Here is a 26,393-nt window from a genome sequence, read left to right as displayed (position 1 = left end):
TAACAGCTAAGTTCACAAGGATTTGCGCACATTTTGTTCGCTAGCTTAATTGCGAAAACGAGACGGATGACCAAGTATCTATCCGTATTGCATTTTTCTCAAGGTCGTGGCCAGCGATTGGGATGCGATAGAAAGACCACAAATTTACTGCGCAAAGCGGCATGGCAGCCTCAACCAAGCCATCCCACCCCCCTCAACATGATTCTCAAACCCCGCCTCACCCCCATGCAGCCGCGCCACTTCGCGCACGAAGGCCAGCCCCAAGCCCGTGCTTTTTCGTCCGGTGGCCGGGCGGGGGAGGGAGTAGAAGCGGTCGAAGAGTTGGGGTAGGGCGTAGTCGGGGGCGCCCTGGCCGTGGTCGCGGACGGTGAAGGTGGCCTGGCCGGGGTCGGTGAGGGCGAGGCTGAGCTCGAGCTCGCCGCCTTGGGGCGAGAATTCGATGGCGTTGTCGAGCAGGTTGAGCAGGGCTTGTTGCAGCAGGAAGGCGTCGCCGTGGGTGGTGGCGTCGGGCGGCAGGTCGAGCTTTAGCGTCAGGCCGCGGGCGGCGAGGGCTTGCTGGCGCAGGTTGGCCACGGTTTTTGCCATTTCGGGCAGGTGCACCGCAGCCGTGGCTTCCGGCGATTGCAATTGCTCGACGCGGGCGAGCATCAGCATGCGTTCGATGATCGCCTGCAGGCGTTGCGATTGTTCGCCGATGCTGGCGACGAAGCGCTGGCGGTCGTCGGCCGGTAGCTCGTCTTCGAGTAGTTCGGCGGCGCCGACGATGGCGGTGAGCGGGCTTTTCATTTCGTGCGCGAGGTTTTGCACGTAGCGTTCGACGTATTGTTTGCCTTCGAGCTTTTCGCGCATCTGGGCCAGGGCGCGGGCGAGTTCGGAGAACTGGGTGCCGCCGCCGGTGGGCGGTTCGGCCTTGCCGCCGGCGGCGACGGTGCGGGCGTAGGCGTGCAGCCGGTGGATGGTCCAGGTCAGCCAGCCGGTGAACAGCAGGCCGATGGCGGCGGTGGCGGCGAGCAGGATGAGGCCGGATCGCTTGACGCGCTGGGCGGCGCGGTCGACGTAGGGGGCGACCGAGGACATGGGCTTGGCCAGCGACAGCACGCCGATCAGCTCGCCCTGCCAGAAGATGGGGGCGGCGACGTGCATGACGGTGCTGCTTGGGTCGTAGGGGTCGTCGCGCGTCTGGCGGGCGCCGTATTCACCGCGCAGGACGCGGGCGATATCGCGCCATTGCGAGAAATCCTCGCCCAGCGCGGCGCTGCGCGAGTCATAGACGACGATGCCCTGAGCGTTGGTGACATAGACCCGGAAATCGACGCTTTCCTTATGCACGCCGGAGATGTCGGCCTGCGGGCTGCGCCGGATGGCGGCGCGCACCGAGTCGGCGAAGGCGCCCTGGCCGATGCGGCCGCGCGAGAGGTCGAGGGCGGCCATTTCGGCCAGCACGTGGGCGGAATCGACCAGCGTTTCTTCGGTGGCCTGGCGGATGCCCGGCTCGGTTTCGTGCGTGAAGGTGTTGAGGACGAACCAGGCGGCCAGGCCGACGATCAGGAAGTAGCCGAAGAGCAGACGGACGGAGATGTTCACCGCGGCCTCAGGCGCCGGCCACGCTATAGCCGAGGCCGCGATGGGTGACGATGACTTCGTCGTCGCGCACCGCGCGCAGCTTGCCGCGCAGGGTCTTGATGTGGGTGTCGACGGTGCGTTCGAGGCTTTCGCCGCCGTCCTGCCAGACGCTTTCCATGATCTGCTGGCGGCTCAGGATGCGGCCCGGCCGTTCGAGCAGCAGGGCCAGCAGCAGGTATTCGTAGCGGGTCAGGGCCAGCCATTCGCCGTGGTAGGCGATGCGCAGCGCTTCGCGGTCGACGTTGAAAATTGCCGATTTTGGCCGGTGCACCGCAGCAGGCTCACGGTCGAGGCGGCGCAGGATGGCGCGGATGCGCGAGACGACTTCGCGCGGGCTGAACGGCTTGGCGACGTAGTCGTCGCCGCCGAGTTCGAGGCCGACGATGCGGTCGATCTCGTCCGAGCGGGCGGTCAGGAAGAGCACTGGTATGTTGGAGTTGCGGCGCAGCGCGCGGCAGACGTCGAAGCCGTTGAGGTCGGGCAGGCCGACATCGAGCACGACGAGATCGTGATCGCCGGCTTCGAGCCGGGCCAGCGCCTCGCGCCCGAGCAGGCAGTGATCGACGGCGAAACCCTCGGCGCGCAGCGCGTAGGCCAAGGTGTCGGCAATGGCGGGTTCGTCGTCGACGATCAGGATGTTCATGGCGCGATGATAATTCATCCCAATGCCATCGGAAGCGGTCGGAACGCCGCAGCGGACCGGACGGTTAGGGAGGAACGCCGGTTTCGGGTAAAATTGCCTTTTTATTCAATGCGGCGCCTGCCGCGTCAGCCTCAGAAGCGACCATGACCCAGAATACTTCCCTCTCCTACCGTGATGCCGGCGTCGATATCGATGCGGGCGATGCTCTCGTCGATCGCATCAAGCCGCTCGCCAAGAAAACCCTGCGCGACGGCGTGCTGGGCGGCATCGGCGGCTTCGGCGCGCTGTTCGAAGTGCCCAAGCGCTACAAGGAGCCGGTGCTGGTGTCCGGGACTGACGGCGTCGGCACCAAGCTGAAGCTGGCCTTCGAGTTGAACCGCCACGACACGGTCGGCCAGGATCTGGTCGCCATGAGCGTGAACGACATTCTGGTGCTGGGCGCCGAGTCGCTGTTCTTCCTCGACTATTTCGCCTGCGGCAAGCTCGATGTGGATACCGCTGCGGCGGTCGTCGGCGGCATCGCCAAGGGCTGCGAACTGGCCGGCTGCGCGCTGATCGGTGGCGAAACCGCTGAAATGCCGGGCATGTACCCGGCCGGCGAATACGATCTGGCCGGCTTTGCCGTCGGCGTGGTCGAAAAGTCCAAGGCCATCGACGGCAAGAGCATTGCCGCTGGCGACGTGGTGCTCGGCCTGGCTTCCTCGGGCGCCCACTCCAACGGCTACTCGCTGGTGCGCAAGATCATCGAGCGTTCCAAGCCGGACATGAACGCCCCATTCGACGGCGACCGTTCGCTGGCCGACGTGGTCATGGCCCCGACCCGCATCTACGTCAAGCAGGTGCTGGCCACCATGGAAAAGGTCACGATCAAGGGCATGGCCCACATCACCGGCGGCGGCCTGCTGGAAAACGTGCCGCGTGTGCTGCCGGAAAACACCGTCGCTGAGATCGAAAAGGCCGCCTGGCCGCGTCCGAAGCTGTTCGACTGGATGCAGAAGGAAGGCAATGTCGACGAGAAGGAAATGCACCGCACCTTCAACTGCGGTATCGGCCTGGTCGTCATCGTGGCTGCCGCCGATGCCGACGCTGCCATGGCCGAACTGAAGGCGCAGGGCGAAACCGTCTATCGCCTCGGCAAGATTCGCGCTCGCCAGGGCGACGAGGCGCAAACCATCGTCGTTTGACACGATGAAATGGGCTGCAGCAATTCTCGCTGGCAGCCTCCTCTGGCTGACCGCACCGCTCGTTCCCGAGGCCGGTGCGGCGACCAGAAAGCCGGCCGTTGCCGGCAAGACGGCACACGCCGTCGCCCGTAAAGCTCCCGCCAAGAAGAAAGCGCCTGCTGCCGAAGCGAGCAGCGAGGTGTTTGTTGCCGAAGTCGACGATGCCGAGGATTTCGGCCTGCGCGGCCACGCCAGTTTCTATGGCCATGGTTTCCAGGGGCGCAAGACCTCGACCGGCGAGCGCTTCAATGTGCGCGACTTCACCGCCGCGAGCAACCACTTCCCGCTGGGCTCCTGGGTTGCCGTGCGCCGTCTCGACAGCGATCGCTGCGCCATCGTCAAGGTCAATGACCGCATGCACACCAAGCACCGCAAGCGCATCATCGACGTCTCGCGCGGGGTGGCGGAATACCTCGGCATGCTGCGTGCGGGCGTCGTCCTGGTGCGCGTGGCTGCCTTGAAGAAAGCGGTGGGCGAGAAGGATCTCGCAGCCTGCCATGCCGCATTCGAAGCGGACAATGAGTGCGACTCCTGCGGTGCACTGCCCAAAATCCCGGAATTTGGCAGCCGTATCGAATAGCGGCTTTATGCTGATGGCTTAGTTAGTTCGCCTGAGTGTCTTGCGAGCCGGCGGCAAACCGATAACAATGCGTCACGCGTAAAGAATCTGGAGATGTCGATGGAGGGTGGGTTGCGGGTTTTTGTCGTCGATGACGATTCAATAATGCTGGATATCCTCATGGCCTCGCTCGAAGGCGTCGGGCCGGTCGAGGTGTTCACCAGCGGCGCAGCCTGTCTGCAACGAGTCGGCGATTGCAAGCCGGATCTCTTCGTGCTCGACGTTTCCATGCCGGAAATGGATGGCTATACCTTGTGTCGTCATCTGAAAGACGATTGGGAAACACAGGACATCCCGGTCATCTTCATGTCGGCCAGCGACGATGGCCATACCCGCCTGGCCTGCTACGAGGCGGGGGGCGACGATTTCATCCAGAAACCCTTCGAGGCGGCCGAGTTGCTCAGCAAGGTCAAGGTCGTTGGCCGGACCCTGGAAGAAAAGGCTGCCCTGCGCGAACAGGCCGGCTATGCCCAGCGCACGGCCATGTCGGCCATGGTCAGCATGGGTGAGCTGGGCGTCGTGCTGCAGTTCCTGAGCCGATCCTTCGCCTGCCAGGATGCCGAAGAGCTGGCCGCCGCGATCCTGGAAGCGATGCAGAGCTACGACCTCGATACGGCGGTGCAGTTGCGCGTCTTGGGCGAACCGCTTTCCCTGAGCCGTAACGGGCGCAATCTGCCCTTCGAGGTGTCGGTGCTGAACCATGTCAGCCAGAGCGACCGCATCTTCCAATTCAAGTCGCGCTGCGCCTTCAATTACGGCCACGTCACGTTGCTGGTCAATAACATGCCGCTGGACGATGCCGAGCGGGCCGGGCGCATTCGCGACAACGTCGCCTTGCTGGCCGAAGGGGCGGATGCGCGGGTCAAGGCCATCGAGACCGATTTGATCGCGCAACGCCGCCGTTCCGGTATCGAATCAGCCTTGCCGACGCTCTACACCACGCTGGATGCCGTGCAGACCAACTACCGCCGCAACTGCTTCGAGCTGACGCAGGTGATGATCGATTTCCAGGAAGCGCTGACCAAGGCCTTCGTCCACCTCGGGCTGACCGAGTCGCAGGAAGAGGAGGTGACCAACCTGGCCAATCAGTTCATGGCCCGCGTGGTCGGCACGCAGGATGCCAGCCTGCACATCGTCGGCGACCTCGAGCGGCTGGCCGATAACCTGAAGGAACTACTCAGGCATTGAGGAAGGCGTCGGCCCGCTCGGCGATGCGCTGGGGCAGGGCCGGGTCGAGGCAGTCGAAGTTCTCGTCGGCCGGAAAACCGTTGCCCAGCCAGGTGATCTGGCGTTTGGCCAGTTGGCGGGTGGCGTAAATGCCGCGGTCGCGCATCTCCGGTTTGCCGTAAAGGCCTTCCTGGTATTCCCAAGCCTGGCGGTAGCCGACGCAGCGCATCGACGGCAGGCCGAGGTTGAGATCGTATTTCTGGCGCAGCATGCGTACTTCCTCGTCCAATCCGGCTAGCAGCATCTCGTCGAAACGACGTTCGATGCGTTTGTGCAGCACCGTCCGGTCGGAGGGCAGCAGGCCGATGGACAGGAAGTCGTAGGGCGGCTTCTGGCTTTCGCTCTCGGCGAGCAATTCGGACATCGGGCGGCCGCTCAGGCGGCAGATTTCCAGCGCCCGTTGGATGCGCTGGCTGTCGGTCGGGTGTAGCCGTGCTGCGGTGGACGGGTCCAATTCGGCCAATTTCGCGTGCATGGCCGGCCAGCCAAAGCGGGCAGCTGCGGCGTCGATCTCGGCGCGCAGGCCGGCGTCGGCCTGCGGCAGATCGGCCAGGCCCTGCATCAGGCTGCGGAAGTAGAGGATGGTGCCGCCGACCAGCAAAGGCACTTTGCCGGCCGCGGTGATTTCGGCCATGGCGGCGAGCGCGTCGTCGCGGAAGCGGGCGGCCGAATAGGATTCTTCCGGCGTGATGATGTCGATCAGCCGGTGCGGGTATTGTGCCAGCATCGCCTTGTCCGGCTTGGCCGTGCCGGCATCCATGTCGACGAAGACCTGGGCCGAGTCGACGCTGATCAGTTCGACCGGAAAACGGTCGGCCAGCGCCATGGCGGCGGCGGTCTTGCCCGAAGCGGTCGGGCCCATGATCAGGATGGCAGGCGGCAGGTGGGTGTCTTTCATGGCGGCGAATGCTACCACGCAGCGTGTCGCGCTTCGGCCTATAATCGAAACGAATACAGGGAGCCAACATGTCACTCGTACCCTGCCGTGCCTGCGGGCACCAAGTCGATACTTCCGCCCTGGCCTGCCCGGGCTGCGGTGCCACCAATCCGGGGCGCAAGATGAGCAAGCAGCAGTCGGATTTGATCGTGCTGCTGATCCAGTTGATCCTCGGCTTTGCCCTGCTGGCCGGGGGGCTGACCGTGGCCTGGAATGTGGTCGGCCCCATGCTCAAGACCCAATTGACCAAGCCGCCCAACTAGACTGCCGAGAGGTCAAACCATGCGTTCCGACCTGCCATCCTTCACCCGCCGCCGCCTGGTCTTTGCTCTGGCTTTGGCGCCCGTGGTCGGGGTGGCCGGGGAGGTGGGCGCACCGAGGCTGACAGCCCGCCACGCCTTCGTCGGCAATTACGAACAGACCCTGCTGGCGCTCGATGCCGAAACGCCAGTGCAGATCGCCTCGATCACCAAGCTGATCACCGCCTGGGTCATCCTGAGTGCCGGTTTGCCGCTGGATGAGCGCGTGCGCATCAGCGAAGAAGACATGGTGGCTTCGGAATTCACCCGTTCCAACCTGGCGCTTGGTTCATCCTGGCGGCGCGACCAGTTGCTCGAATGGCTGCTCGTCACTTCGGACAACCGGGCGGCTGCCGCGCTGGCCCGCAGCTATCCCGGTGGCTGGCCGGAATTCCGCTACGACATGCGCATGCTGATGACGCAGATGCAGCTGTTCAGCTTCGATTTCGGTGATTCCTCTGGCCTGTCGACCATCAACCGGGCCTGTGCCCGCGACCTCGGCGTGTTGCTGGTCACGCTGGCGCAGCTACCGGAATTCAGACGTCTGACCCATCTGTTGACCGTGGGCGGGCGGCCCAACATCAACCGTTTCGCCCACGACCGCTCGGTCGCCATGTTGACCGGCAAGACCGGCTTTACCTCGGCCGCCGGCTATTGCCTGGCGATGGCCGAACAGTTCGGCTCCGAGGTCATGGCCATGGTGGTGCTCAAGGCCGCCGGCAAGGATGCAAGGGCGCAGGACATGAACAAGCTGCGCCAGTACGCCCGCGAGCGGCTGGTTTCCTGAACTCAGGGAACGATTGCCAGGAACAGGAAGGCGGCGAACAGAACGAGATGCACGGCGCCCTGCAGTACCGTGGCACGGCCGCCGGCCAGTGTCATGGTGCTGATGACCAGGGTGAGCGCAAGCAGGACCAGTTCCTTCGGCGGCAGACCGAGGATCAATTGCAGGTCGAGCCAGAGGGCGACGACGGCGACGCAGGGAATGGTCAGGCCGATGGTGGCTAGCGCCGAGCCGAGGGCCAGATTCAGGCTGATCTGCATGCGGTTGCGCAGCGCGGCGCGCAGGGCTGCCCAGGTTTCCGGCAACAGGACGAGTAGCGCGATGGCGATGCCGACCACCGAGGGCGGGGCCGAGGCCGCTTCCACGGCGCTTTGTATGGCCGGGGCCAGTTGCTTGGCCAGGCCGACGACGGCGACGAGCGAGACGACCAGCAGGCAGAGGCTGAGCAGTGCGCCGGCATTGCCTACCGCCGAGGCATGTTCCTCGCCCGTTTCGCTTTCGGCCGGCAGGAAGAATTCGCGGTGGCGCACCGTTTGCACGAAGACGAAAACGGCATAGAGGACGAGGGACATCAGGCCGGCGAAGGCGAGCTGCGAGGCGGAATAGGTGGGGCCGGAGGTGCTGGTGGTGAATTCGGGCAGGACCAGTGTCAGCGTGGTCAGCGCGGTGAGTACCGACAAGGCCGAACCGGTGCCCTCGACGCGGAAGGCGATGATGCGGTGACGGATGGCGCCGGCCAGCAGACACAGGCCGACGACGCCGTTGCAGATGATCATCACCGTGGCGAAGACGGTGTCGCGGGCGAGCGCCCCGGCCTGCTCGCCGCTGGACAGCATGATGGAGACGATCAGCGAGACCTCGATGATCGTGACGGCCAGCGCCAGCACCAGGGTGCCGAGCGGTTCGCCGATGCGATGGGCGACGACTTCGGCGTGAAAGACGGCGACCAGCACGGCAGCGATCAGGCAGACGGCAATCAGCAGCAAGACCGGCCAGCCGCTACCGCCCGCAAAGAGCAGGGGCAGGCCGGCGGCGGGAGGCAGGAGCAGGCTCCACCAGGGGAGGCCGAGAATCTTGGCGTGGCTCATAAGTCGCGTGTTCGGTTTTTCTGGGTAGATCGGCATTATGCCGAGGGGTTCCCGTTCAGCGGCGGTTCAGGAAATCCTGCAGCTTGAGCAACAACAGCGTCAGCAAGGTTCCGGCGATGGGCAGCAACAGGCAGAAGGCTGTCAGGCCGACCAGGGCGCCGAACATCGAGGGCGATTCGGCGCCGATCTCCAGGAAGTAGTTGTAGGCCTTGCTAAAGGCCCAGCCGGCGCCCTGAAAGGAGAGCCAGAAGCCGCCGATGGTGCCGGCGATGGCGCTGCCCAGGTCGCGCAGGGTGATCGGCTTCTTGCGCTCGCGTGTGAAGCGCAGCAGGTTGTGCAGCAGCCAGGCGGCAAAGGCGAGGACGGCGAGCAGGGTGGCGAAGAGCAGGGCGGGTAGTTGCCAGCTGGCGTGCGCCGGTAGTGCGGTTGCCGGCTCGCTCGGGGTGGCGGCTACTGCCGGGTGTTCCTCGTGGGCCAGGCGTTCCGGTCGGTCCGGGCGTTCGCTCGGGCGCTCGCGCGGAATGGCGGCGCTGCAGTCTTCCTTGCCGGGTGGGCGAAGTGTGGTCGCTTCGGCCGGGCAGGGGCCGTCGTGCGGGAACTGCGTTTCGCCGATCTGGCACAGCGCGGCGTTGCGTAGCCGGCAATCCTGGGCGCCGGTGGTCGGGCTTTCGCCCTCGGCCGCAGCGTTCAGGCTGAGGAGCAACAGGAGGGGCAGGAGCCAGCGGCGCATCATTGACCTCGCAGGAAGAGCTTGTCGAGCTGGTCCATGGAGAGCTCGGTCCAGGTCGGGCGGCCGTGGTTGCACTGGCCGGCGCGCTCGGTTTCTTCCATCTGGCGGAGCAGGGCGTTCATTTCCGGCACGGTCAGCTGGCGGCGGGCACGCACGGCGCCGTGGCAGGCCATGGTGGCGAGCAGTTCGTTGCGCCGCGCCGTGGCGAGCTGGGTGATGCCATGTTCGCGCAGTTCGGCGATCAGCGATTTGGCCAGCGCCGCCGGGTCGCCCGATTGCAGCAGGGCCGGCACGGCGCGTACGGCGAGCTGGTTCGGGCCCATCGGGGCGATGGCGAAACCGAGGTCGGCCAGGGCTTCGGCATGTTCCTCGACCGCCGCGACATCGAGTGCATCGGCCGAGAAGACGGCCGGGATCAGCAGGTTCTGCGTGGCGATCTGGCGCTGGTCGAAGGCGGTTTTCAGCTTTTCGTAGAGGATGCGCTCGTGCGCGGCGTGCATGTCGACGAGGATCAGGCCGCGGGCGTTCTGGGCCAGGATGTAGATGCCGTGCAGTTGGGCCAACGCGTAGCCGAGCGGCGGGCCGTCGCGCTCGGGGCGTTCTTCGGTGACGACATTGCCAACGGGGGCGAATTGCGGCGCGGCTTCGCGCGCATACGAACTGTTGGTCGGAATACTCTGCGCGGCGCGGGCGAAGGCGAGGTAGGCGGCGGCCGCCGGTTCGGCGACGCCGAGGCTGGCTTGGCGCGGTTCGGGGCGGTAGGGCGTGAAGTTGGGGGCGCTGCCCGGCGTGAAATTTGCCGATTTTTGCCCGTGCACCGCAGCAGTGTCCCGTTCGACCAGGGTTGGGGCCGTGTCGGCTTGTACCGGGGCGGCCAGCGTGCGCTGGATGGCGTGGAAGACGAATTGATGCACGGCACGCGAATCGCGGAAGCGCACTTCGGTCTTGGCCGGATGCACATTGACGTCGACCAGCGCCGGGTCGATAGCCAGGAAGAGGCAGACGGCCGGCTGGCGGCTGCCGTGCAGCACGTCGCGGTAGGCTTCGCGCAGGGCGTGGCCGATCACCTTGTCGCGCACGAAGCGGCCATTGACGAAGACGTACTGGCCATCCTTGGCGTCGGTGGCGCGGGTCGGGTCGATGGCGAAACCGGCCAGGGTGAGGGGGCCGGCAGCGGCCTCAACGGCGCGGGCCGCACCGAGGAAGTCGTCGCCCAGGATGTCGGCGATGCGTCGTGCCGGGTCGGCCGGGGCGAGTTGGAACAGACTGCGGCCGTTGTGTGTCAGGCTGACCGCCACGTCCGGCCGGGTCAGCGCCAGGCGGCGGACTGCATCGGCGCAGTGAGCGAATTCGGTGCTGTCGGACTTGAGGAACTTACGGCGGGCCGGGGTGTTGTAGTAGAGGTCGCGCATCTCGACCACGGTGCCGGCCATCAGCGCCGCCGGCTCGGGCTGTGCGTCGGGCTCGCCACGCAGCTTCCAGGCATGCGCCGCGCCGCGTTCGCGGCTGGTCAGGCTCAGGCGGGCGACGGAGGCGACGGAGGCCAGCGCTTCGCCGCGAAAACCGAGGGTGGCAACCGATTCGAGATCGTCGAGGGTGGAAATCTTGGAGGTGGCATGGCGGGTGAGGGCCAGCGCCAGTTCATCCTTGGCGATGCCACAGCCGTCGTCGGTGATGCGGATCAGCTTGATGCCACCTTCTTCCAGATGCACCTGGATGGCTTTCGAGCCGGCATCGAGGCTGTTTTCGAGCAGTTCCTTGAGGACGGAGGCGGGGCGTTCGACGACTTCGCCAGCGGCAATCTGGCTGATCAGCAGGTCGGGGAGGCGGGCAATATGCGGCATGCCCGAATTATCCCAGATTGGCCGCCGGGATGACCGGTTGCTTGTCAGTCAGTACATCTGGTGCCCGGGAAATTCTGAACATTGCGGACGGAGGCAGAGTGAATGTCATCTGCGTCGACCGGCGGGCGGCGCCCTAATTTTTGCTTCAATTAAAGGCTGCGCTCAAGCAGGTGTTCGCGGTAGGCCATGTCGTTCTGCAGGATGTGCTTGAGCCACCAGCCCAGAACGAAGCGATGCACGGCGGATTTGTCCGGCTGGCTGACGCAGGCGGTGAAGAGAAAATTGGCGAGGTCAGACTCGTAGCTGCCATGGTCGTCGCAATGCGCCGTCAGGTCAGGGTAGCCGGTGTCGGCCAGCAGTTTTTCCTCACTGGCGAAATGGGTACGGGCGTAAACCGCCAATTCGTTCAGGATGTCGTGAAAAGCCGTATCGCTGTCGAGATCGGTGGAGGCGGCGCAATCGGCCAAGTCGTTGCATAAAGCAAGCAAATGCCTATGTTGGCGATCCATCTCCGGGTCGCCGACGCTGTAACGGTCTTCCCAACTAATATGCCTAGCCATATTTGTAATTATAGGCCCGGACCGAAGGCCGCGGCACGGTATTTTGCCGAGAATAAACAAGGCATTCCGGCAACGGGGATGGCCTGGGCATCAGGTAAAATGCCGGTGTTTTTCGTTCTCGTCCGGCCTTCATGGAATTCCTCGCCCAATTCATCGACATCATCCTGCATCTCGACAAGCATCTGGCCATTCTGGTGCAGCAATACGGGCTGTGGATCTACGGCATCCTGTTCTTCATCATCTTCGCCGAGACGGGATTCGTCATCTTTCCCTTCCTGCCTGGCGATTCGCTGCTTTTCGTGGCCGGGGCGCTGGCCGCCATCGGCGAGGGCGGGATGGATCTGTCGACCCTGTGCGGCGTGTTGCTGGCGGCAGCAGTACTCGGCAACATGGTCAATTACCAGATCGGCCGCTTCATCGGGCCGAAGGTCTTCCACTGGGAGAATTCGCGCTTCTTCAACAAGGCGGCGCTGGAAAAGACGCATGCCTTCTATGAAAAGCACGGCGGCAAGACCCTGGTCATTTCGCGCTTCCTGCCACTGTTTCGCACCTTCGCGCCCTTCGTGGCCGGCATCGGCGCCATGTCCTACGCCAAGTTCGCGCTGTTCAACCTGATCGGCGCGGCGGCCTGGGTGCTTTCCCTGTGCCTGGCTGGCTTCTGGCTGGGCAATATGCCCTGGGTCAAGGCCAATCTGTCGCTGCTGATCATCGGCATCATCGTCGTGTCGCTGATTCCGGTGGCGATCGGTTACATCAAGCACCGAGTCGCCGCCTGATGCGCTGGCTGGCCATCCTCTTCGCCCTGGTGATGATGGCCTGCTCGACCAAGCTGGGCAAGGACGGGCATACCGATACCACGGTGCACCCGAAATATCTGGTCAAAAGCGAGATTGACCGCATTGCCGACACCAACCGTGAAGAGGTGGTCAATGGCCTGCTGCTGATCGCCGACAAGCTGTACAAGCGCAACCCGAAGGAGTGGAAGAAGGGCGGGGCGGCCAGCCGCGAGGCGGCGGTGGACAAGCTGAAGCAGCGTGTCTATCGCAACTGGCCGGAGCTTTCCGGCATGCGCGAGGGCCAGGCGGCGGCGCTGGCCTTTACCGAGGCCTATTCGGGCGATCGCGTGGCGGCGCTGGTTTTTGGGCTATTGACCATGGTCGATGCCGCTTTTGAACACAAGGAGGAGTTCTACATTCTCGACAGCCTGGACGAGCGCAAGCTCTACAACACGGCACGTAATATGGAGGTGGCGATCTGGAAGCTCGGCCACGACCGCGATGCGGCCGGCGAGCTTTTCCTGCTGTCGAATGAACTCGATCCGAACAACCGTAATCTTTCCTTCGAACGCGAATTCGGCCGCATCATGGGCCTGCTCGACTTCATGGCCAAGGTGGTCGCCGACCGCAATGGCCGAGGCCTTTCCCGGCTGACCCATTCGGTGGTCAGCACGATCTTTTTACCGGTGAGTTTTTTGAAATGAAGAATATCGTCATCCTGATTTCCGGCCGCGGCAGCAACATGGAGGCGCTGATCGCCGCCCGCGACGCCGGCAATCTGCCCGTCAACATCGCCGCCGTGATCAGCAACCGGCCGGATGCCAAGGGCCTGGAGACGGCGGCAAAGGCCGGTATCGTCACCCATTACATCGACCACAAGGGCTTTGCCGGGCGCGAAGCCTTCGATGCCGCGCTGGCCGAATGCATCGACATGTTCTCGCCCGATCTGGTCGTGCTGGCCGGTTTCATGCGCATCCTGACCGAGGGCTTCGTGCGCCATTACGAAGGCCGTCTGCTTAACATCCACCCTTCTCTACTGCCCTCTTTCCCCGGGCTGCACACGCACCAGCGGGCGCTGGAAGAGGGCGTGCGCATCCATGGCTGCACCGTGCACTTCGTGACGGCCGAACTGGATCACGGCCCGGTCGTCATCCAGGCGGCCATCCCGGTGCTCGACGGCGATACCGAGGAGAGCCTGGCGGCGCGCATCCTGCGCCAGGAGCACAAGGTTTATCCGCAGGCCGTGCGCTGGTTCGCCGAAGACAAGCTGTCGCTGGTCGACGGCAAGGTTCGTCTCGCCGCCGATCTGCGCGACGACACCGTGCTGATCGCGCCGGAATTGCGTTAACTCCTCGACATGCCGATCGCGCTGTTGGTCGCTTTGGCCGGTTCCCTGGTCATCCACGCCGCAGCGCTGTTCGGCACCGACTTCGCACCGTTCAGTGATGAGTCGGAGCCGCCGCCCTTGCAGGCCGAGTTGACCGTTCCCGCTGCGCCGGCAGCGCCGCCCAAGCCGGCGCTAAAACGTCCGAAGCCGCCAGCCAAGGTGGCGGGCAAAGCTTTGGCGGAGCCGGCCACCGGCCAGGCCGTTGCGCCAGCCGAAGCGCTTGCCGAGCCGAGCGCTGCGGAAAATGCCCAAATTGCCCCGTCCACCGCAGCAGTCCCTGTGCAGCCCGCCGCCAAGCCGGTGTTGGCGGCGAGCGGAGCGATCCGTTACGTCATCCGCAAGGAGTCGCTCGGCCTGACCATCGGCCGTGCCGAGCATCGCTGGGAATTCAACGAGGACGGCAGCTATACGCTGACCGGCGTCACCGAGACCACCGGCCTGGCCGGGCTGATCAAGCCACTACGCCACGAGGTGATCAGCCGCGGCCGCATGGTGGCGGGCGGCCTGCAGCCGGATACTTTTCGCACCCTGAAGAACGGCAAGGACACCACGGAAAATGCCGATTTCGACTGGTCCACCGCAGAGGTGCGCCTGGCCCGTGACGGCAGTGTGCGCAGCATCGCGCCGGGGACGCAGGATTTGCTGTCGCTCAATTACCAGTTGGCTTTCTTTGCCCGTCCGGAAAACGGCAGCTCGGTCGGCGTCGTCACCGGCAAGAAATATGAGCGCTACGATCTCGACTCGCTCGGCGAGGAGGAAATCGACACGCCAGCTGGTCGTTTCCGCACGCTGCACCTGCGCGCCATGACCGATAACATCACCGAAATCTGGATTGCGCTCGATCGGCAGCGCCTGCCGGTTAAAATTCGCTTTACCGATAAAAAAGGCGACCGCTTCGAGCAAGTTGCCACTGAAATAGGTTCGCCCTGAAAGTCCACCGATGAAAGCCAGATTCACACCCGCCCTGTTTGCCCATGCCGAAGCCGTGCTCGGTCAGTTGCTGCGTTTCGAGCACCCGGCCGATGCCGTCGTTTCGCGCTATTTCCGCGAGCATCGCCAGCTCGGCCATGCCGACCGGGCCTTCGTGGCGGAGACGGTGTTCGCCGTGCTGCGCCGCCGGCGTAGCCTGGAAGCGCGTTGCGGCGAACCGGTGACGCTGCGCCGCCTGCTGCTGGCCGCCCTGGCCATCGCCCGCGGCTGGAGCCAGCGCGAGCTTGCGCCGGTGCTGAAGGGTAACGAGGAAGAGTGGCTGGCCGGCGTCAAGGCTAGCCGTGAAGAGGAATTGCCGCCGGCCGTGCGCTGCGACGTGCCGGACTGGCTGTACGTCCGACTCGAAGCGCAATACGGCGGCGACGAAAGCTTGCTGCTGGCGCGCGCCATGAACCAGTCCGCACCGCTCGATCTGCGCGTCAATACGCTGAAGAGCGAGCGCGACGGCGTGCTGAAACAACTGGCTGCCGACGGCATCGCGGCCGATCCGGCGCCGCTGTCGCCGATCGGCATCCGCCTGCGCGACAAGCCGGCGCTGGCCAAGCATCCGCTTTTCCTTGACGGTGCCTTCGAGGTGCAGGACGAGGGCAGCCAGTTGCTTGGCTATCTGGTCGAGCCGAAGCGCGGCGAGATGGTGGTCGATTTCTGTGCCGGGGCCGGCGGCAAGACGCTGCTGCTCGGCGCCATGATGAAGAACACCGGCCGTCTCTATGCCTTCGACGTTTCCGACAAGCGACTGACCAACCTGAAGCCACGTCTGGCGCGCTCCGGCCTGTCCAATGTGCATCCGGGCCGCATCGAGCACGAGCGCGACATGAAGGTGAAGCGCCTGGCCGGCAAGGCCGACCGCGTGCTGGTCGATGCGCCGTGTTCCGGCCTCGGCACCTTGCGCCGCAATCCGGACTTGAAATGGCGCCAGGACGAGAAGTCGGTGGCCGAATTGAACGCCAAGCAGGCTTCCATCCTCGAAGCGGCAGCGACGCTGGTCAAGCTGGGCGGCCGCCTGGTCTATGCGACGTGCAGCCTGTTGCGCGAGGAAAACGAAGCCATCGTCGAGGCTTTCCTGGCCAAACATGAAGGTTTTGTGCTGGTCCCGGCCAGCGGCGTGCTGGCCCGCCACGGCATCGCGCTGGAGGGCGACATGCTGCGCCTGCTGCCGCACCGCCACAACACCGACGGCTTCTTCGCCGCCGTGCTGGAGAGAAAGGCATGAGCAAGCAGAAAGATCCGGCCCTGCAACTGATCACCGATCTGTGGTCGGATGTCAGCGATCCCAATTTCATCTGGCAGGTGCTGGCGTTGCTGGCCTGCCTGGGCATCGCCTACCTCTTCGCCGGCTGGTGGCAGAAGCGCCATCGCGACGGCACGGGACGGTTGAGCGAGGCGAGCACGCGGCTGGCTTTTCCATTGACCGGCATGTTGCTGGTTGCCGCGACGCGCCTGGCGCTGAAACCCTTCATCCACGTCAATCTGCTCAAGGTGGCGATGCCGCTGCTGGGCTCGATGGCGCTGGTGCGCGGCGTCGTCTTCGTGCTGCGCCAGGCTTTCCCGCGCGCCACCTGGTTGACTGCCTGGGAGCGCATCATCGCCGCCGTGGTGTGGAGCTGGCTGGCGCTCTACATCACCGATCTGGCGCCGTATGTGATCGAGGCACTGGAACAGGTCGAGTTTTCCATTGGCACCCAGCATGTCGATTTGTGGATGATCCTGCGCGGCGTTGTCACCGTCTTCCTGACCGTCGTTTTGGCTTTGTGGATCGCCGGCGTCATCGAGGCACGCCTGATGCGTGTCGAGTCGATCGACGGCAATCTTCGCATCGTCGGCATCAGGGTGACCAAGGCGGTGCTGACCGTGCTGGCCATCCTGATCAGCCTGTCGCTGGTCGGCATCGACATGACGGCGCTGTCGGTATTCACCGGCGCGCTGGGCGTCGGTCTCGGCTTCGGTTTGCAGAAGATCGCCAGCAACTACGTCTCCGGCTTCATCATCCTGCTCGACCGCTCGATCCGCATCGGCAACATCGTGCAGGTGGGGGCGGAAACCGGCGAGGTGACGCAGATCACGACGCGCTACACGGTGTTGAAGCACCCGGGCGGCACCGAATACATCGTGCCGAACGAGACGCTGATCGGCAGCACGGTGCAGAACCAGACCTATTCCGACCGCAAGATGCGCCTGGCCACCACCATCGGCGTTGCCTACGACACCGATCTCGACCTGGCTTGCCGGGTGATGACCGAAGTGGCCGTCGCCCAGCCGCGTGTGCTGCCCGAGCCGCCGCCCAAGGTCTTCCTGACGCAGTTCGCCGACAGCAGCATCAATCTGGAACTGGGTTTCTGGATCGACGATCCGGAAGGCGGCAAGGGCAATGTGATTTCCGATATCAATTTTGCGCTGTGGCGCGCGTTCCGCGAGAACGGCATCGAGATTCCCTTCCCGCAGCGCGAAGTTCGCATCCTGAATGAAGCCACCGCCGGCTGATTTTTGCCCTTTTGAGCTAGTGCACCGCAGCAGTGGCCTGCTGCGGGCAAGCAAACGCCGATTCTCAGAAAACCAGCGGCTTGCTGAGGAATTCCTCGAGTTCGCTGGCCGGTAGCGGGTGGCTGAAGTAGTAGCCCTGCATGTTGCCGCAGCCAAGCTGGGCCAGCGCGGTCAGTTGTTCCTCGTTCTCGATGCCCTCGGCGGTGACGCGCAGGCCGAAGCTGTCGGCGATGCCGAGAATGGCGTGGATGATCGCTGTCGAGTTGTTGGCCGTGTGCAGGTCGCGCACGAAGGACTGGTCGATCTTCAGGCTGCTGACCGACAGGCGGCGCAGGTAGTTGAGTGACGAGTAGCGCGTGCCGAAGTCGTCGATCGAGATGTGCATGCCGGTGCGGCGGAGCTGGCGTACCTTGGCCATGATGCTCTCGGCGTCGTTCATCAGCAGGCTTTCGGTGATCTCCAGCTCGAACAGCTCGGGCGGAATGGCGTATTGCCGCATTGGCAGCGTCACGCGCTCGAACAGGTCGTTGCGTTCGAATTCGCTGGGCGACAGGTTGACGCCCATTTTCAGGTCGCCGTGGCCGAGTTCGCGCAGGCGGGCGAGGTAGCGACAGCTTTCCTGCAGCACCCAGTCGCTGACGCCGGTGATCATGCCCGATTCCTCGGCCAGCGGGATGAAACTGTCCGGCTTGATCAGACCGAGCGCCGGGTGGTGCCAGCGGATCAGCGCCTCCATGCCGACGATGCGCTTCTTTGAGAGATTGATCTGCGGCTGGAAATACAGCTCGAACTGGTCGCCATCGGTCAGCGCCTGGTGCAGGTCGTGCTCCAGCGAGATGCGTGCAACGTGGTGCGTGTTCATGCTCGGCTTGAATTCGATGAAGCCGTTCTTGCCCTGGCCTTTGGCTTGGTACATGGCGATGTCGGAGTTGCGGATCAGCGCATCCGGCGTATCGCCATCGTCCGGGAAAATGGCCAGGCCGATGCTGGCGGTGGCGACAAAATTGCGCCCGCCGACGATGAAGGGCTTCTTCATTTCTTCCAGCATCTTGCGGGCGATGGTGGTCACGTCGGCGGCGGAGTTAATGTCCGGTAGCAGCACGGTGAATTCGTCGCCGCCCTGGCGTGCCAGGGTGTCGCCGGAGCGCAGGCAATGGCGCATGCGCTGGGCGAATTCCTTGAGCAGCTGGTCGCCCTCGGCGTGGCCGAAGGTGTCGTTGATCAGCTTGAAGCGGTCGAGGTCGAGGAACATCACGCCGATCCGCTGGTTGCGCCGCTTGGCCTGGGAAATGGCCAGCTCGAGGCGGTCGAGGAAGAGGGTGCGATTGGGCAGGCCGGTCAGCAGATCGTGGAAGGCCTGGTAGGCGATGGTTTCCTCGGCCCGCTTGCGCTCGGTGATGTCGCGCGCGACGCCGGCCGTGCCCATGAACTGCTTGGCGGCATTGTCCGACTCGTTGCCGTAGATGCCCTGCGAACTGAGGATGGCGACGACCATGCGGTTGTCGAAATGGCGCACGCCACTCAACTTGTGGCAAAGGCGAACCTCGAAATTGTTCGTTGCCCGCTCGCCGATGCGGCGTTCGTTGAAGGCGTAGCGCGCCTTTTCCTGATCGTCTTCGTGCACGATGGTCGTGTAGTGCTGGCCGATCAGCTCCTCGCGGGTGTAGCCGAGCAGGGTTTCGATGCGGTTGTTGACGAAGAGGAAGCGACCTTCGCCGTCGAGCGTGTAGATGAGGTCGGGCGACTGGTCGACGAGGAAACGGTGCAGGCGCTCGGAGCGTTCGAGGTGCGCCGTCATTACGGCATGCTCACGCTCCATCTTGCGCCGACGGACGGCGCGCTCGACAGCCTGGATCAGGTCGTCCGGATCGCTGTGCTTGCGAATGAACTCGAAGGCGCCCTGGCGCAGTGCGTGGATGGCCGAGTCGATCGACTCGTCAGCACTGAATATGATGACCGAGGTCGGGATCAGGTTGCGGACCAGCCACTCCATGATCTCGATGCCGCCGATATCGGGCAGCCGCAGGTCGAGCACGACGACATCGATGTCGCGCCGGTCGAGGCGTTTCAGCGCTTCGCTGCCGTTGGCACATTCCTCGATCTGGCGGCCGTCGCCGGCGAGCAGCAGACGGTAGGCGCTGCGGAAGCGCGGCTCGTCGTCGACGATGAGAATCCGGATCTCGCCAACGTCGTCCGCGATCATCTCAAGCCCCTCGATCTCTGAAAGTGCGCTCATGTATCCTCCGAAGCTTCATCGAAGTGTCGTCCCGGTGTTTTCGGACGTGGGTTCCGTGCTGTCGGCCAGATGCTTGGGCAGCAGCAAGGCAATGCTGGTGCCTTGGCCGATCTGGCTGCGGCAGGTAATGGGGATGGACTGCTGGCGGGCCAGTTCGCCGACGATCGACAAGCCGAGGCCGCGGTTGCCGGCAGGCTGCGCGTCGCGCGGACGGTGGATGGAGCGCATGGCTTCATCGCTCATGCCTGGACCGTTGTCGTCCATGCGCAGCTGGATGTAGAAAACGCCGTTGTGCACGACGTTGTCGGTCAGCGTGATCTTGATCTGCTGACCTTCGCTTAACGCCTCCGAGGCGTTTTTCCACAGGTTCAGCACAATCTGCTTCAGGCTGTCGCGCGTGCAGGTGACGTTCTGCGCCTGATTGGGCAGCGCCAGATCGACGCGCAGCCCCTTGGCGTTGAATAGCGGTTCGCCGTAGAGCAGCATCAGTTCGCGCAGCAGGTCGCAGACATTCAAGCCTTCGCCGGCTGGCGCTTCGCTCGGGATTTCGCTCATCTTGCCGACGATTTCGGCAACGCGGTCGATTTCCTCGGTGAGGATTTCGAGTTCCTGGCGAATCTCGGTTTCGGCCGGCAGCTTGCGGTCCAGGATCTTCAGGTAGCTCTTGATGATGCCCAGCGGATTGCGCGCTTCATGAATGACGCGGCGCGCCTGCCGGTTGAAGTGGGTGGAAGCATCGTCGCGCGCCTTCTGCCGGAAGGCGCGGGCTTCATTCAGCGTTTCCAGGCTGATCGCGGCGATCCGTCCGAAGTTCAGCAGCCAGGGCAGGCGGCGGGAAAGGCGGGCGTACTGGTTGGCGCTCAGGCCGCAGATCATCACGCCGTAAGTCCGGTTGCGCGACAGCATCGGGATGCACAGGATGCCTTCGCTGCCCAGGGCGCGGGCAAACTGCAGGTCGATCAGCGAACGTTCCTGCTCCTCTGCGGTGACGGGGTAAGAAGACAGAATCTCGTGTTGGCGGGCAGCGGCCGCTGCCATGCAACGCTGCGCTTCGCGGGCGATGCTGACCTGGCTGAACAGCGCCGGCTGGCCGCCGACCCGGGCGCCGCTCAATTTGCCCTTGCCGTCGTCGAGCAGAAAAGCGAGGCGGCTGATATCGAACAGGATGCGCGCAGATTCGCGCAGCGACAGGATGATCTCGGCCTCGTTCTCCAGTTCGAACAAATCCTGTTGTAGCGGTTGCAACAGGGCGAAGCCACCGATCAGGGCCGACAATTCCTCGTCGGCCGCCAGCGCTTCGTCCTCGTCCCAGTTGGGCGCCGGCAAGTCGTTCCAGATGCCCTTGCCGCTCAAGGCAGCGGGTAGGCTCATGCCAAGCGCTTCGCCGATCTGGCGGGTACGTTGCTCGGCCTGTTGGCGCAGTTCGGCCAATTGATCGACGCCGAGTTGGCCAAACAGCGTGGCGTCGATGCCGGCCGGCAAGGTCGAGATGTCCTCGGCGGCGACCAGTTGGTGCGCCAGCCAGATCAATTGCGGGAAGGGGGCGGCGGTGACGATCAGTTCCGGCGGCGCATGGTGAAACAGGATGGCATCGGCAAAGCCGGAATCGAGTTCCCACTGATCGGCCAACCAGGCACCCACCTCGCCATGGTCGCTGTCGAGCTTGGCCAGTTCCTTGGCTTGCAGGGCCGCTTCGTCCGGGCAATGGGCGAGCAGCTTGGCGTAGGCCGGGCCGAGGCCGGTCAGCAACAACAACTCGCCGATGTCGTGCAGCAGGCCGGCCAGGTAGGCTTCTTCTGGCTTTTCGTAGGCGGTGGTGACAGCCAGGCTGCGCGCGGTTTCGGCCACCAGCAGCGAATGGCCCCAGAAGGCGGCGAGGTTGGCTGGCGGTACCTTGGCGCGGCGGTCGAACAGGCTCTGGATGGAGAGGCAGGTAGTGATCGAACGCACCAGGCGCGTGCCCAGAGCCAGCAGGCAGTTCTCCAGGCTGTGCAGTTCGTTGCCGCGACGCAGGATCGGCGAATTGGCGGCGGTCAGCACGCGGGCGGCCAGGCCGGCGTCCTGCTCGACCAGGCGGGCCAGCGTTGCCATGGTCGACTGATCGTCGTCCAGGCCATGCATCAGGCGAACCAATAGCTGCGGCGGCGAGGGAACTCGCCCCGATTCGATGGCGCGCTGGATCGGCTCCGGCAGTTTGAGCATGTTGGTGTTGCCGCCATCGGAACGAAAGCTGAAACCGCTCCGCCAATGCCGGACGCAATGACCTCAAAATATTGTCGACTCTATTTGAACAAAAAATATCAATTTCAACAATGGATTAACTTCATGATTTAAAGTCGATTGTTGGTTTTTTGAGCCTTTTGGCATAGACCGAAACGGCGCTTTCCCTGCCGGGGCAAGCGAAAGCGAAGACTCCGCACGATCCGGTCGATGGCCAAAAAAAACCCCGCCACATGGGCGGGGTAACAGGGAGTTCTCGAATCGGGGGAAAATTCGAGAGGAGGGTAAATCGTTCAGGGCTTCGGCGGCTTGCGCTTCCTCAGCCAGTAGCGGGCCAGATAGATCACGGTGCCGGCGCCGATGGCGGCAACGGCTGCACTCAGCGGCTCGGCACGTCCTTCGGTCAGCCAATCGAAACCCGAGATGCCGACGAAAACGCCGATGCTCTCGCTGATTGGCAGGTTATCCGCGAAGGCCATTAGCGCGGCTGTTGAATGCGGATGGTCGCCAGTTGGGGTTGGGCGGGCAGTAAGCCGAACAAGTATTGGCGGGCTGCTGCGATGAATTCCTTGACGTTCAGTTCGATCATTTCCTTGCCTTCCTCTTTACGGGAGCGTTGTTGTTCCATGCCTCGCATTGTAGGGAGCTGGGGGCGGGAGGTCTGTTGCCTCAGCGTTGCCCCGTGGTAACTGGAAATGATCTTCTGTGACGCTTTGTAACTATGCCGGTTCGTCTTAGCGCCTGGCTTGCCAGGTCAGCGTGAAGCGGGCGCCGCCGAGCGGTGCGGCATCGGCGATGGCAGTGCCGCCATGCAGTTCGAGCACGCGACGGGCGATGGCCAGGCCGAGGCCGTAGCCACCGGTCGAACGGTCGCGCGAACGATCAAGGCGGGTGAAGGCGGAGAAGACGTGTTCGCGTTCTTCCGGCGGGATGCCGATGCCGTCGTCGTCGACATGCACGCAGATGTTGTCGCCGACCAACTCAGCACTGACGTTGATACGCTTGGCGGCGTACTTGAAGGCATTGCGCAGCAGGTTGCGCAAGGCGTAGGGCATGGCCTTGCGATCGAGGTCGACGCTGAGGTCGGCCGGCAATTGTGCGGTGTCGACTTTGACTTCGAGTTGGCGGCCGAGGACGCGGACGGATTCGACTTCATCGGTGAGCCAGTCAGCGAAACGGACCGACGAGAAATGCGGTTCTGGCGCTTCGCGCTCGAAGCGGGCGTAGGTCAGGCTGGTGTCGATGAGCTGGTCGAGTTCGTCGAGATCCGCCTCCATCATGGCCCACAGGCGTTCGCGCTCGGCCCGCTCGTCGGTTTCGGTCAGCATTTCGAGGGCAAAGCGCATGCGGGCGATCGGTGTGCGCAATTCGTGCGAGATGCCGCAGGAGAGTTCGCGGTGCGTGGCGAGCAGTTGCTGTACCCGCTCGGCCATGCTGTTCATGGTGTCGGAGAGCGGTGCGAAGAGTTGGCTACGGGCAGCCGGAGAGCGTGCGTCGAACTTGCCGTCACCTAGGTCGCGTGCCGTTTGCCGCAGCGATTCGAGATCGCGCCAGACAGGGCGGACCCAGAACCACAGCGCGACCCCGAAGATCAGGCCAGTCAGGCTCCACGTCAGCAGGCGCAGGCGCAATTCGAGCGGCAGGCGGTCCTTCAGTTCCGGGTTGCGGTTGGAGGCGAGCGGGCCAACGACCAATACCTGGCTACTGGTGCCGAGCCGGTGATACATGACGTCACCGTCGTGGTCGATGGCGATATCGCCGGCATCCAGTTTTTCGACCTGGGAAGGGGTCAGGATACGGTCCAACGTGATGCGTTCGACGATGTCGAGGTTGTACGAAAATTTCTCGTCGATGTCCTTGATTTCACGCTTCCAGGCACTGCGCGGATGGCGAAAGAGTTCGTCCTCGATCAGCGTGATGGTGCCGCGCATGAAGCGGCGGGCATAGTCGTCGGTGATGCCGCGCTGGGCGGTCGAGATGACGAAATCGGCGGTGAAGGCGATTGCGACGAAGGAGCCCATCGCCAGCAGGTAGAAATTGAAGAAGAGCTTGGAAAGGCTATAGCGTCCGCCGCGCCAGCGCGGCAGCGAGACGCGGAAGAGCGAACGGGCCAGGCCTTGGTTGTTGTCCTTGCCCGTGGCCGCACCGTTACCCGAATTAGTTCCAGTCATGCTTGCTGAACAGGTAGCCCTTGCCGCGAACGGTCTTGATGCGCGTCGGGTTTTCCGGGTCGTCGTTCAGTTTCTTGCGCAGGCGGGAAATACGCGCATCGATCGAGCGATCCAGGCCGTCGAAGCCGATGCCACGCAGTTCCTGCAGTAGGTCGTCGCGCGACAGCACATTGCCGGCATGGGTGGCGAGTAGCCAGAGCAGGTCGAATTCGGCGGTGGTCAGGTCGATCGGTTCGTTCGCCAAGGTGGCGGTACGCGTTGCTTGGCTGATGCGGAACTGGCCGAAGACCATGCTGTCGCTCTCGCCGGCCTTGGTCTCGCCGGGCGAGGGCAGGCGGCGCAGCAGGGCCTTGATGCGGGCGAGCAGCACGCGCGGCTGGACTGGCTTGGCGATATAGTCGTCGGCACCAAGCTCGAGGCCGAGAATCTGGTCGAAATCCTCGTCGCGCGCGGTCAGCATCAGGATCACACCGCGGTATTGCGAGCGTACGGCGCGGCAGACTTCGAAACCGTCCTTGCCCGGCAGCATCACGTCGAGGATGACTAGGTCGGGTTGCTCGGCCAGAATTCGGGCCTCGGCGGTGTCGCCGCGTGGCTCGATGCTGACTTCGAGATCGTTCTTGGTCAGGTATTCGGCCGTTAGTTCGGCCAGTCTTTCGTCGTCTTCGACGAGCAGGATGCGTGTGTTCATTCAGCAATCTTAGCGAGCGACAGGGCGGTGGTCTACCTTGCTGCGGTGCACCGGGCTAAACGGGCAAAAACCGCGAGGGCAGGTAGAATCTCTCACCATCGATGTTTTGAGGCGTATTCATGGATTTTGCGAAAGTTCCGACGCGGGCCTGGTTTGCCACCCTGGCCCTCGGCTGTTTCGGCTTGGTGGCGGTCGGTCTGGAATTGCAGGCCTTGTTCCGTTTGGCACCTTGCCCCTTGTGTATTTTCCAGCGCCTGCTTTATCTGGTGATTGGCGTGGTCGGCTTGCTCGGTTTTGCGCTACCGGCCGGCCGCATGCTGTGGACAGGCTTGGGCGGAATCCTGGCCTTGGGTGGTTTCAGCGTTGCGGCCTACCAGTCGTGGATGCAGGCTTTTCCAGAGCTGGCGACGGAGTGCGGCTATGCCGATCCGAACGCCATCGAGCGCCTGGTCGACTGGCTGGGCATGCAATATCCTGGCTTGTTCCTGGCGACCGGTTTCTGTACCAGCCGCGATTGGGTCTTCCTCGATTTGTCGATGGCCAACTGGTCGATGCTGGTCTTCGCCGGTATCGTCGGTTTTCTGGTGTTGCTGGGGCTACGCCGCTCATGAGCGGTGGCAGAAAAAACAAAACCCGCCGAAAGGCGGGTTTGTCGAATGCCGGAGTGAGCTGAGTTACTTCAGCTTAACTTCCTTGTAAGCGACGTGCTTACGGGCCTTCGGATCGTACTTCATGAATTCCAGCTTCTCAGGCGTCGTGCGCTTGTTCTTGGAAGTGGTGTAGAAGTGTCCGGTACCAGCCGTGGATTCCAGCTTGATCTTTTCGCGACCGCCTTTAGCCATTTTTCGTATCCTTCCTTAATCAGACTTCGCCGCGGGCACGCAGATCGGCCAGAACGGCATCGATGCCCTTCTTGTCGATGATGCGCAGGCCGGCGTTGGAAACGCGCAGACGCACGAAGCGGTTTTCAGTTTCGACCCAGAAACGACGATACTGCAGGTTCGGCAGGAAGCGGCGCTTCGTTTTGTTGTTGGCGTGGGAAACGTTGTTCCCAACCATCGGGGCTTTACCCGTGACTTGGCAGACTCGCGCCATGATGGTGCTCCAGAATTCGCTAGAAGAGAAAGCCCGCGATTTTAACCAAAAAGCCTGAGTCATATCAAGTGCTTTTTGCGTTTTCAAATCAACCCGCGCTCTGCGAACGAAAGCGGCGTGGCATGACCGGCTACGATGAAGTGGTCGAGTAGTTTAACATCAACCAGCGCCAATGCCTCTTTCAATGAGCGGGTCAGCATCTCGTCGGCGCTCGATGGTTCGGCGACGCCAGACGGGTGGTTGTGGGCCAGGATGACCGCGGCAGCGTTGTTCGCCAGTGCTGCCTTGACCACCTCGCGCGGGTAAACCGAGGTCTGGGTCAGTGTGCCGGTAAACAACTCTTCGGCCTTCAGCAGGCGGTTTTGTGCATCCAGCCACAGGGCCATGAAGACTTCATGCGGCCGGCTGGCGAGCTTGAGGCGCAACCAGTCGCGGACCTTGCCCGGCGAACTGAAGGTGTCGCGGGTGCTCATTTCCTGGCTTAGTGCCCGGCGGGCGAGTTCGAAGCTGGCTTTCAATTGCGCTGCTTTCGCCATGCCGATGCCGGAAACGCTGGCCAATTCTTCCAGCGACGCTTCGACCAGTGCGCCGAGTTGTCCGTCGAAACGAAACAATAGATCGCGCGCCAGATCGACGGCGCTCTTGCCCCGTACGCCGACACGCAAATAGATCGCCAGCAACTCCGCATCGGACAGCGCCTGCGGCCCATGGGCCAACAAACGTTCGCGCGGTCGTTCGCCTTCCGGCCAGTCGGTGATCGCCATGGTCT

At 63.6% G+C, this 26,393-nt stretch carries 28 protein-coding genes; 12 read left to right on the top strand and 16 right to left on the bottom strand.

The genetic code is table 11. From position 1 onward, the window contains the following. Positions 1 to 144: 144 nt before the first annotated feature. Both creC and creB read right to left on the bottom strand, forming a co-directional pair. Positions 145 to 1,584, bottom strand: a complete 1,440-nt coding sequence (gene creC / locus WIF35_RS07455; RefSeq protein WP_412480930.1) for a two-component system sensor histidine kinase CreC — start codon at positions 1,582 to 1,584, stop codon at positions 145 to 147. Positions 1,585 to 1,591: 7 nt separating this feature from the next. After that, the gene (gene creB, locus WIF35_RS07450) at positions 1,592 to 2,284 is read right to left on the bottom strand and encodes a two-component system response regulator CreB (protein ID WP_412480929.1); all 693 of its coding nucleotides are present in this window, start codon (positions 2,282 to 2,284) and stop codon (positions 1,592 to 1,594) included. Between the two features lie 125 nt (positions 2,285 to 2,409). Here creB and purM point away from each other — a divergent pair, with 125 nt between their 5' ends. The 3 genes from purM (at position 2,410) to WIF35_RS07435 (ending at position 5,296) form a co-directional block, all read left to right on the top strand. Further along, entirely contained in the window at positions 2,410 to 3,450 is a 1,041-nt protein-coding gene (gene purM / locus WIF35_RS07445; RefSeq protein WP_412480928.1) for a phosphoribosylformylglycinamidine cyclo-ligase, read from the top strand. Positions 3,451 to 3,454: 4 nt separating this feature from the next. Further along, positions 3,455 to 4,069 carry a septal ring lytic transglycosylase RlpA family protein gene (locus WIF35_RS07440; RefSeq protein WP_412480927.1) on the top strand — a complete coding sequence of 205 codons (615 nt, stop codon included), beginning with the start codon at positions 3,455 to 3,457 and terminating at the stop codon, positions 4,067 to 4,069. A 144-nt stretch (positions 4,070 to 4,213) separates the two neighbouring features. Continuing rightward, positions 4,214 to 5,296 carry a response regulator gene (locus WIF35_RS07435; RefSeq protein ID WP_412480926.1) on the top strand — a complete coding sequence of 361 codons (1,083 nt, stop codon included), beginning with the start codon at positions 4,214 to 4,216 and terminating at the stop codon, positions 5,294 to 5,296. Here the strand turns inward: WIF35_RS07435 and miaA are convergent. Further along, on the bottom strand, positions 5,286 to 6,233 hold the full coding sequence (gene miaA, locus WIF35_RS07430) for a tRNA (adenosine(37)-N6)-dimethylallyltransferase MiaA (protein WP_412480925.1): 948 nt from the start codon (positions 6,231 to 6,233) through the stop codon (positions 5,286 to 5,288). The two genes, WIF35_RS07435 and miaA, sit on opposite strands and share 11 nt — an antisense overlap. A gap of 68 nt (positions 6,234 to 6,301) precedes the next feature. Here miaA and WIF35_RS07425 point away from each other — a divergent pair, with 68 nt between their 5' ends. Both WIF35_RS07425 and WIF35_RS07420 read left to right on the top strand, forming a co-directional pair. After that, entirely contained in the window at positions 6,302 to 6,535 is a 234-nt protein-coding gene (locus WIF35_RS07425; protein ID WP_412480924.1) for a hypothetical protein, read from the top strand. A 19-nt stretch (positions 6,536 to 6,554) separates the two neighbouring features. Next, positions 6,555 to 7,358: a D-alanyl-D-alanine carboxypeptidase family protein gene (locus WIF35_RS07420; protein ID WP_412480923.1), complete on the top strand. Its 804-nt coding sequence runs from the start codon at positions 6,555 to 6,557 to the stop codon at positions 7,356 to 7,358. Between the two features lie 2 nt (positions 7,359 to 7,360). On the opposite strand, the gene WIF35_RS07415 is transcribed toward WIF35_RS07420, so the two are convergent. The 4 genes from WIF35_RS07415 to WIF35_RS07400 all read right to left on the bottom strand — a co-directional run bounded on the left by WIF35_RS07415 (position 7,361) and on the right by WIF35_RS07400 (position 11,577). Continuing rightward, a complete protein-coding gene (locus WIF35_RS07415; protein WP_412480922.1) occupies positions 7,361 to 8,443 on the bottom strand; it encodes a calcium:proton antiporter in 1,083 nt (360 codons plus the stop codon). 55 nt (positions 8,444 to 8,498) lie between these two features. Beyond that, positions 8,499 to 9,173, bottom strand: a complete 675-nt coding sequence (locus WIF35_RS07410) for a hypothetical protein (protein ID WP_412480921.1) — start codon at positions 9,171 to 9,173, stop codon at positions 8,499 to 8,501. Further along, positions 9,173 to 11,017 (bottom strand): DNA mismatch repair endonuclease MutL, encoded by a 1,845-nt coding sequence (gene mutL / locus WIF35_RS07405; RefSeq protein WP_412480920.1) that lies wholly within the window; start codon positions 11,015 to 11,017, stop codon positions 9,173 to 9,175. Before mutL ends, WIF35_RS07410 begins: the two co-directional genes overlap by 1 nt. A gap of 149 nt (positions 11,018 to 11,166) precedes the next feature. Further along, complete coding sequence (locus WIF35_RS07400; RefSeq protein ID WP_412480919.1) at positions 11,167 to 11,577, bottom strand: bacteriohemerythrin; 411 nt, start codon at positions 11,575 to 11,577, stop codon at positions 11,167 to 11,169. 131 nt (positions 11,578 to 11,708) lie between these two features. Between WIF35_RS07400 and WIF35_RS07395 the strand changes: the two genes are divergently transcribed. From WIF35_RS07395 to WIF35_RS07370, 6 genes are read left to right on the top strand one after another with little or no spacing between them, the layout of a single operon-like run. Then, entirely contained in the window at positions 11,709 to 12,353 is a 645-nt protein-coding gene (locus tag WIF35_RS07395; protein WP_412480918.1) for a DedA family protein, read from the top strand. After that, positions 12,353 to 13,057: a hypothetical protein gene (locus WIF35_RS07390; protein ID WP_412480917.1), complete on the top strand. Its 705-nt coding sequence runs from the start codon at positions 12,353 to 12,355 to the stop codon at positions 13,055 to 13,057. Before WIF35_RS07395 ends, WIF35_RS07390 begins: the two co-directional genes overlap by 1 nt. Next, on the top strand, positions 13,054 to 13,701 hold the full coding sequence (purN, locus tag WIF35_RS07385; RefSeq protein ID WP_412480916.1) for a phosphoribosylglycinamide formyltransferase: 648 nt from the start codon (positions 13,054 to 13,056) through the stop codon (positions 13,699 to 13,701). Before WIF35_RS07390 ends, purN begins: the two co-directional genes overlap by 4 nt. Before the next feature lie 9 nt (positions 13,702 to 13,710). After that, the gene (locus WIF35_RS07380) at positions 13,711 to 14,670 is read left to right on the top strand and encodes a DUF3108 domain-containing protein (protein ID WP_412480915.1); all 960 of its coding nucleotides are present in this window, start codon (positions 13,711 to 13,713) and stop codon (positions 14,668 to 14,670) included. Between the two features lie 10 nt (positions 14,671 to 14,680). After that, positions 14,681 to 15,943, top strand: a complete 1,263-nt coding sequence (locus tag WIF35_RS07375; protein WP_412480914.1) for an RsmB/NOP family class I SAM-dependent RNA methyltransferase — start codon at positions 14,681 to 14,683, stop codon at positions 15,941 to 15,943. Continuing rightward, complete coding sequence (locus WIF35_RS07370; protein WP_412480913.1) at positions 15,940 to 17,211, top strand: mechanosensitive ion channel family protein; 1,272 nt, start codon at positions 15,940 to 15,942, stop codon at positions 17,209 to 17,211. Before WIF35_RS07375 ends, WIF35_RS07370 begins: the two co-directional genes overlap by 4 nt. A 64-nt stretch (positions 17,212 to 17,275) precedes the next feature. Here the strand turns inward: WIF35_RS07370 and WIF35_RS07365 are convergent, their stop codons facing one another. The 6 genes from WIF35_RS07365 to WIF35_RS07340 form a co-directional block, all read right to left on the bottom strand. Next, a complete protein-coding gene (locus tag WIF35_RS07365) occupies positions 17,276 to 19,447 on the bottom strand; it encodes a putative bifunctional diguanylate cyclase/phosphodiesterase (RefSeq protein WP_412480912.1) in 2,172 nt (723 codons plus the stop codon). A 15-nt stretch (positions 19,448 to 19,462) separates the two neighbouring features. Next, a complete protein-coding gene (locus tag WIF35_RS07360; protein ID WP_412480911.1) occupies positions 19,463 to 21,649 on the bottom strand; it encodes an HDOD domain-containing protein in 2,187 nt (728 codons plus the stop codon). A 311-nt stretch (positions 21,650 to 21,960) separates the two neighbouring features. Then, positions 21,961 to 22,146, bottom strand: coding sequence for a hypothetical protein (locus WIF35_RS07355; protein WP_412480910.1), 186 nt, complete (start codon positions 22,144 to 22,146; stop codon positions 21,961 to 21,963). Beyond that, on the bottom strand, positions 22,146 to 22,295 hold the full coding sequence (locus tag WIF35_RS07350) for a hypothetical protein (RefSeq protein WP_412480909.1): 150 nt from the start codon (positions 22,293 to 22,295) through the stop codon (positions 22,146 to 22,148). Before WIF35_RS07350 ends, WIF35_RS07355 begins: the two co-directional genes overlap by 1 nt. Before the next feature lie 106 nt (positions 22,296 to 22,401). Then, positions 22,402 to 23,838 (bottom strand): ATP-binding protein, encoded by a 1,437-nt coding sequence (locus WIF35_RS07345; RefSeq protein ID WP_412480908.1) that lies wholly within the window; start codon positions 23,836 to 23,838, stop codon positions 22,402 to 22,404. Then, complete coding sequence (locus WIF35_RS07340) at positions 23,825 to 24,529, bottom strand: winged helix-turn-helix domain-containing protein (RefSeq protein ID WP_412480907.1); 705 nt, start codon at positions 24,527 to 24,529, stop codon at positions 23,825 to 23,827. The genes WIF35_RS07345 and WIF35_RS07340 overlap by 14 nt, the downstream gene beginning before the upstream one ends. Positions 24,530 to 24,648: 119 nt before the next feature. Here WIF35_RS07340 and WIF35_RS07335 point away from each other — a divergent pair, with 119 nt between their 5' ends. Next, positions 24,649 to 25,140, top strand: coding sequence for a disulfide bond formation protein B (locus tag WIF35_RS07335; RefSeq protein ID WP_412480906.1), 492 nt, complete (start codon positions 24,649 to 24,651; stop codon positions 25,138 to 25,140). Positions 25,141 to 25,203: 63 nt separating this feature from the next. On the opposite strand, the gene rpmG is transcribed toward WIF35_RS07335, so the two are convergent. The 3 genes from rpmG to radC form a co-directional block, all read right to left on the bottom strand. Then, positions 25,204 to 25,371, bottom strand: coding sequence for a 50S ribosomal protein L33 (rpmG, locus tag WIF35_RS07330; protein WP_011288870.1), 168 nt, complete (start codon positions 25,369 to 25,371; stop codon positions 25,204 to 25,206). Between the two features lie 19 nt (positions 25,372 to 25,390). Beyond that, positions 25,391 to 25,624 (bottom strand): 50S ribosomal protein L28, encoded by a 234-nt coding sequence (gene rpmB, locus WIF35_RS07325; protein ID WP_412480905.1) that lies wholly within the window; start codon positions 25,622 to 25,624, stop codon positions 25,391 to 25,393. 83 nt (positions 25,625 to 25,707) lie between these two features. Next, the gene (gene radC, locus WIF35_RS07320; protein ID WP_412481224.1) at positions 25,708 to 26,388 is read right to left on the bottom strand and encodes a RadC family protein; all 681 of its coding nucleotides are present in this window, start codon (positions 26,386 to 26,388) and stop codon (positions 25,708 to 25,710) included. Positions 26,389 to 26,393: the final 5 nt, after the last annotated feature.

The organism is Azonexus sp. IMCC34839 (assembly GCF_047047955.1).
GTDB lineage: Bacteria > Pseudomonadota > Gammaproteobacteria > Burkholderiales > Rhodocyclaceae > Azonexus.
The sequence above is the reverse complement of the archived record's forward strand: the minus strand, read 5'-3'. Positions and strand labels throughout refer to the sequence as shown.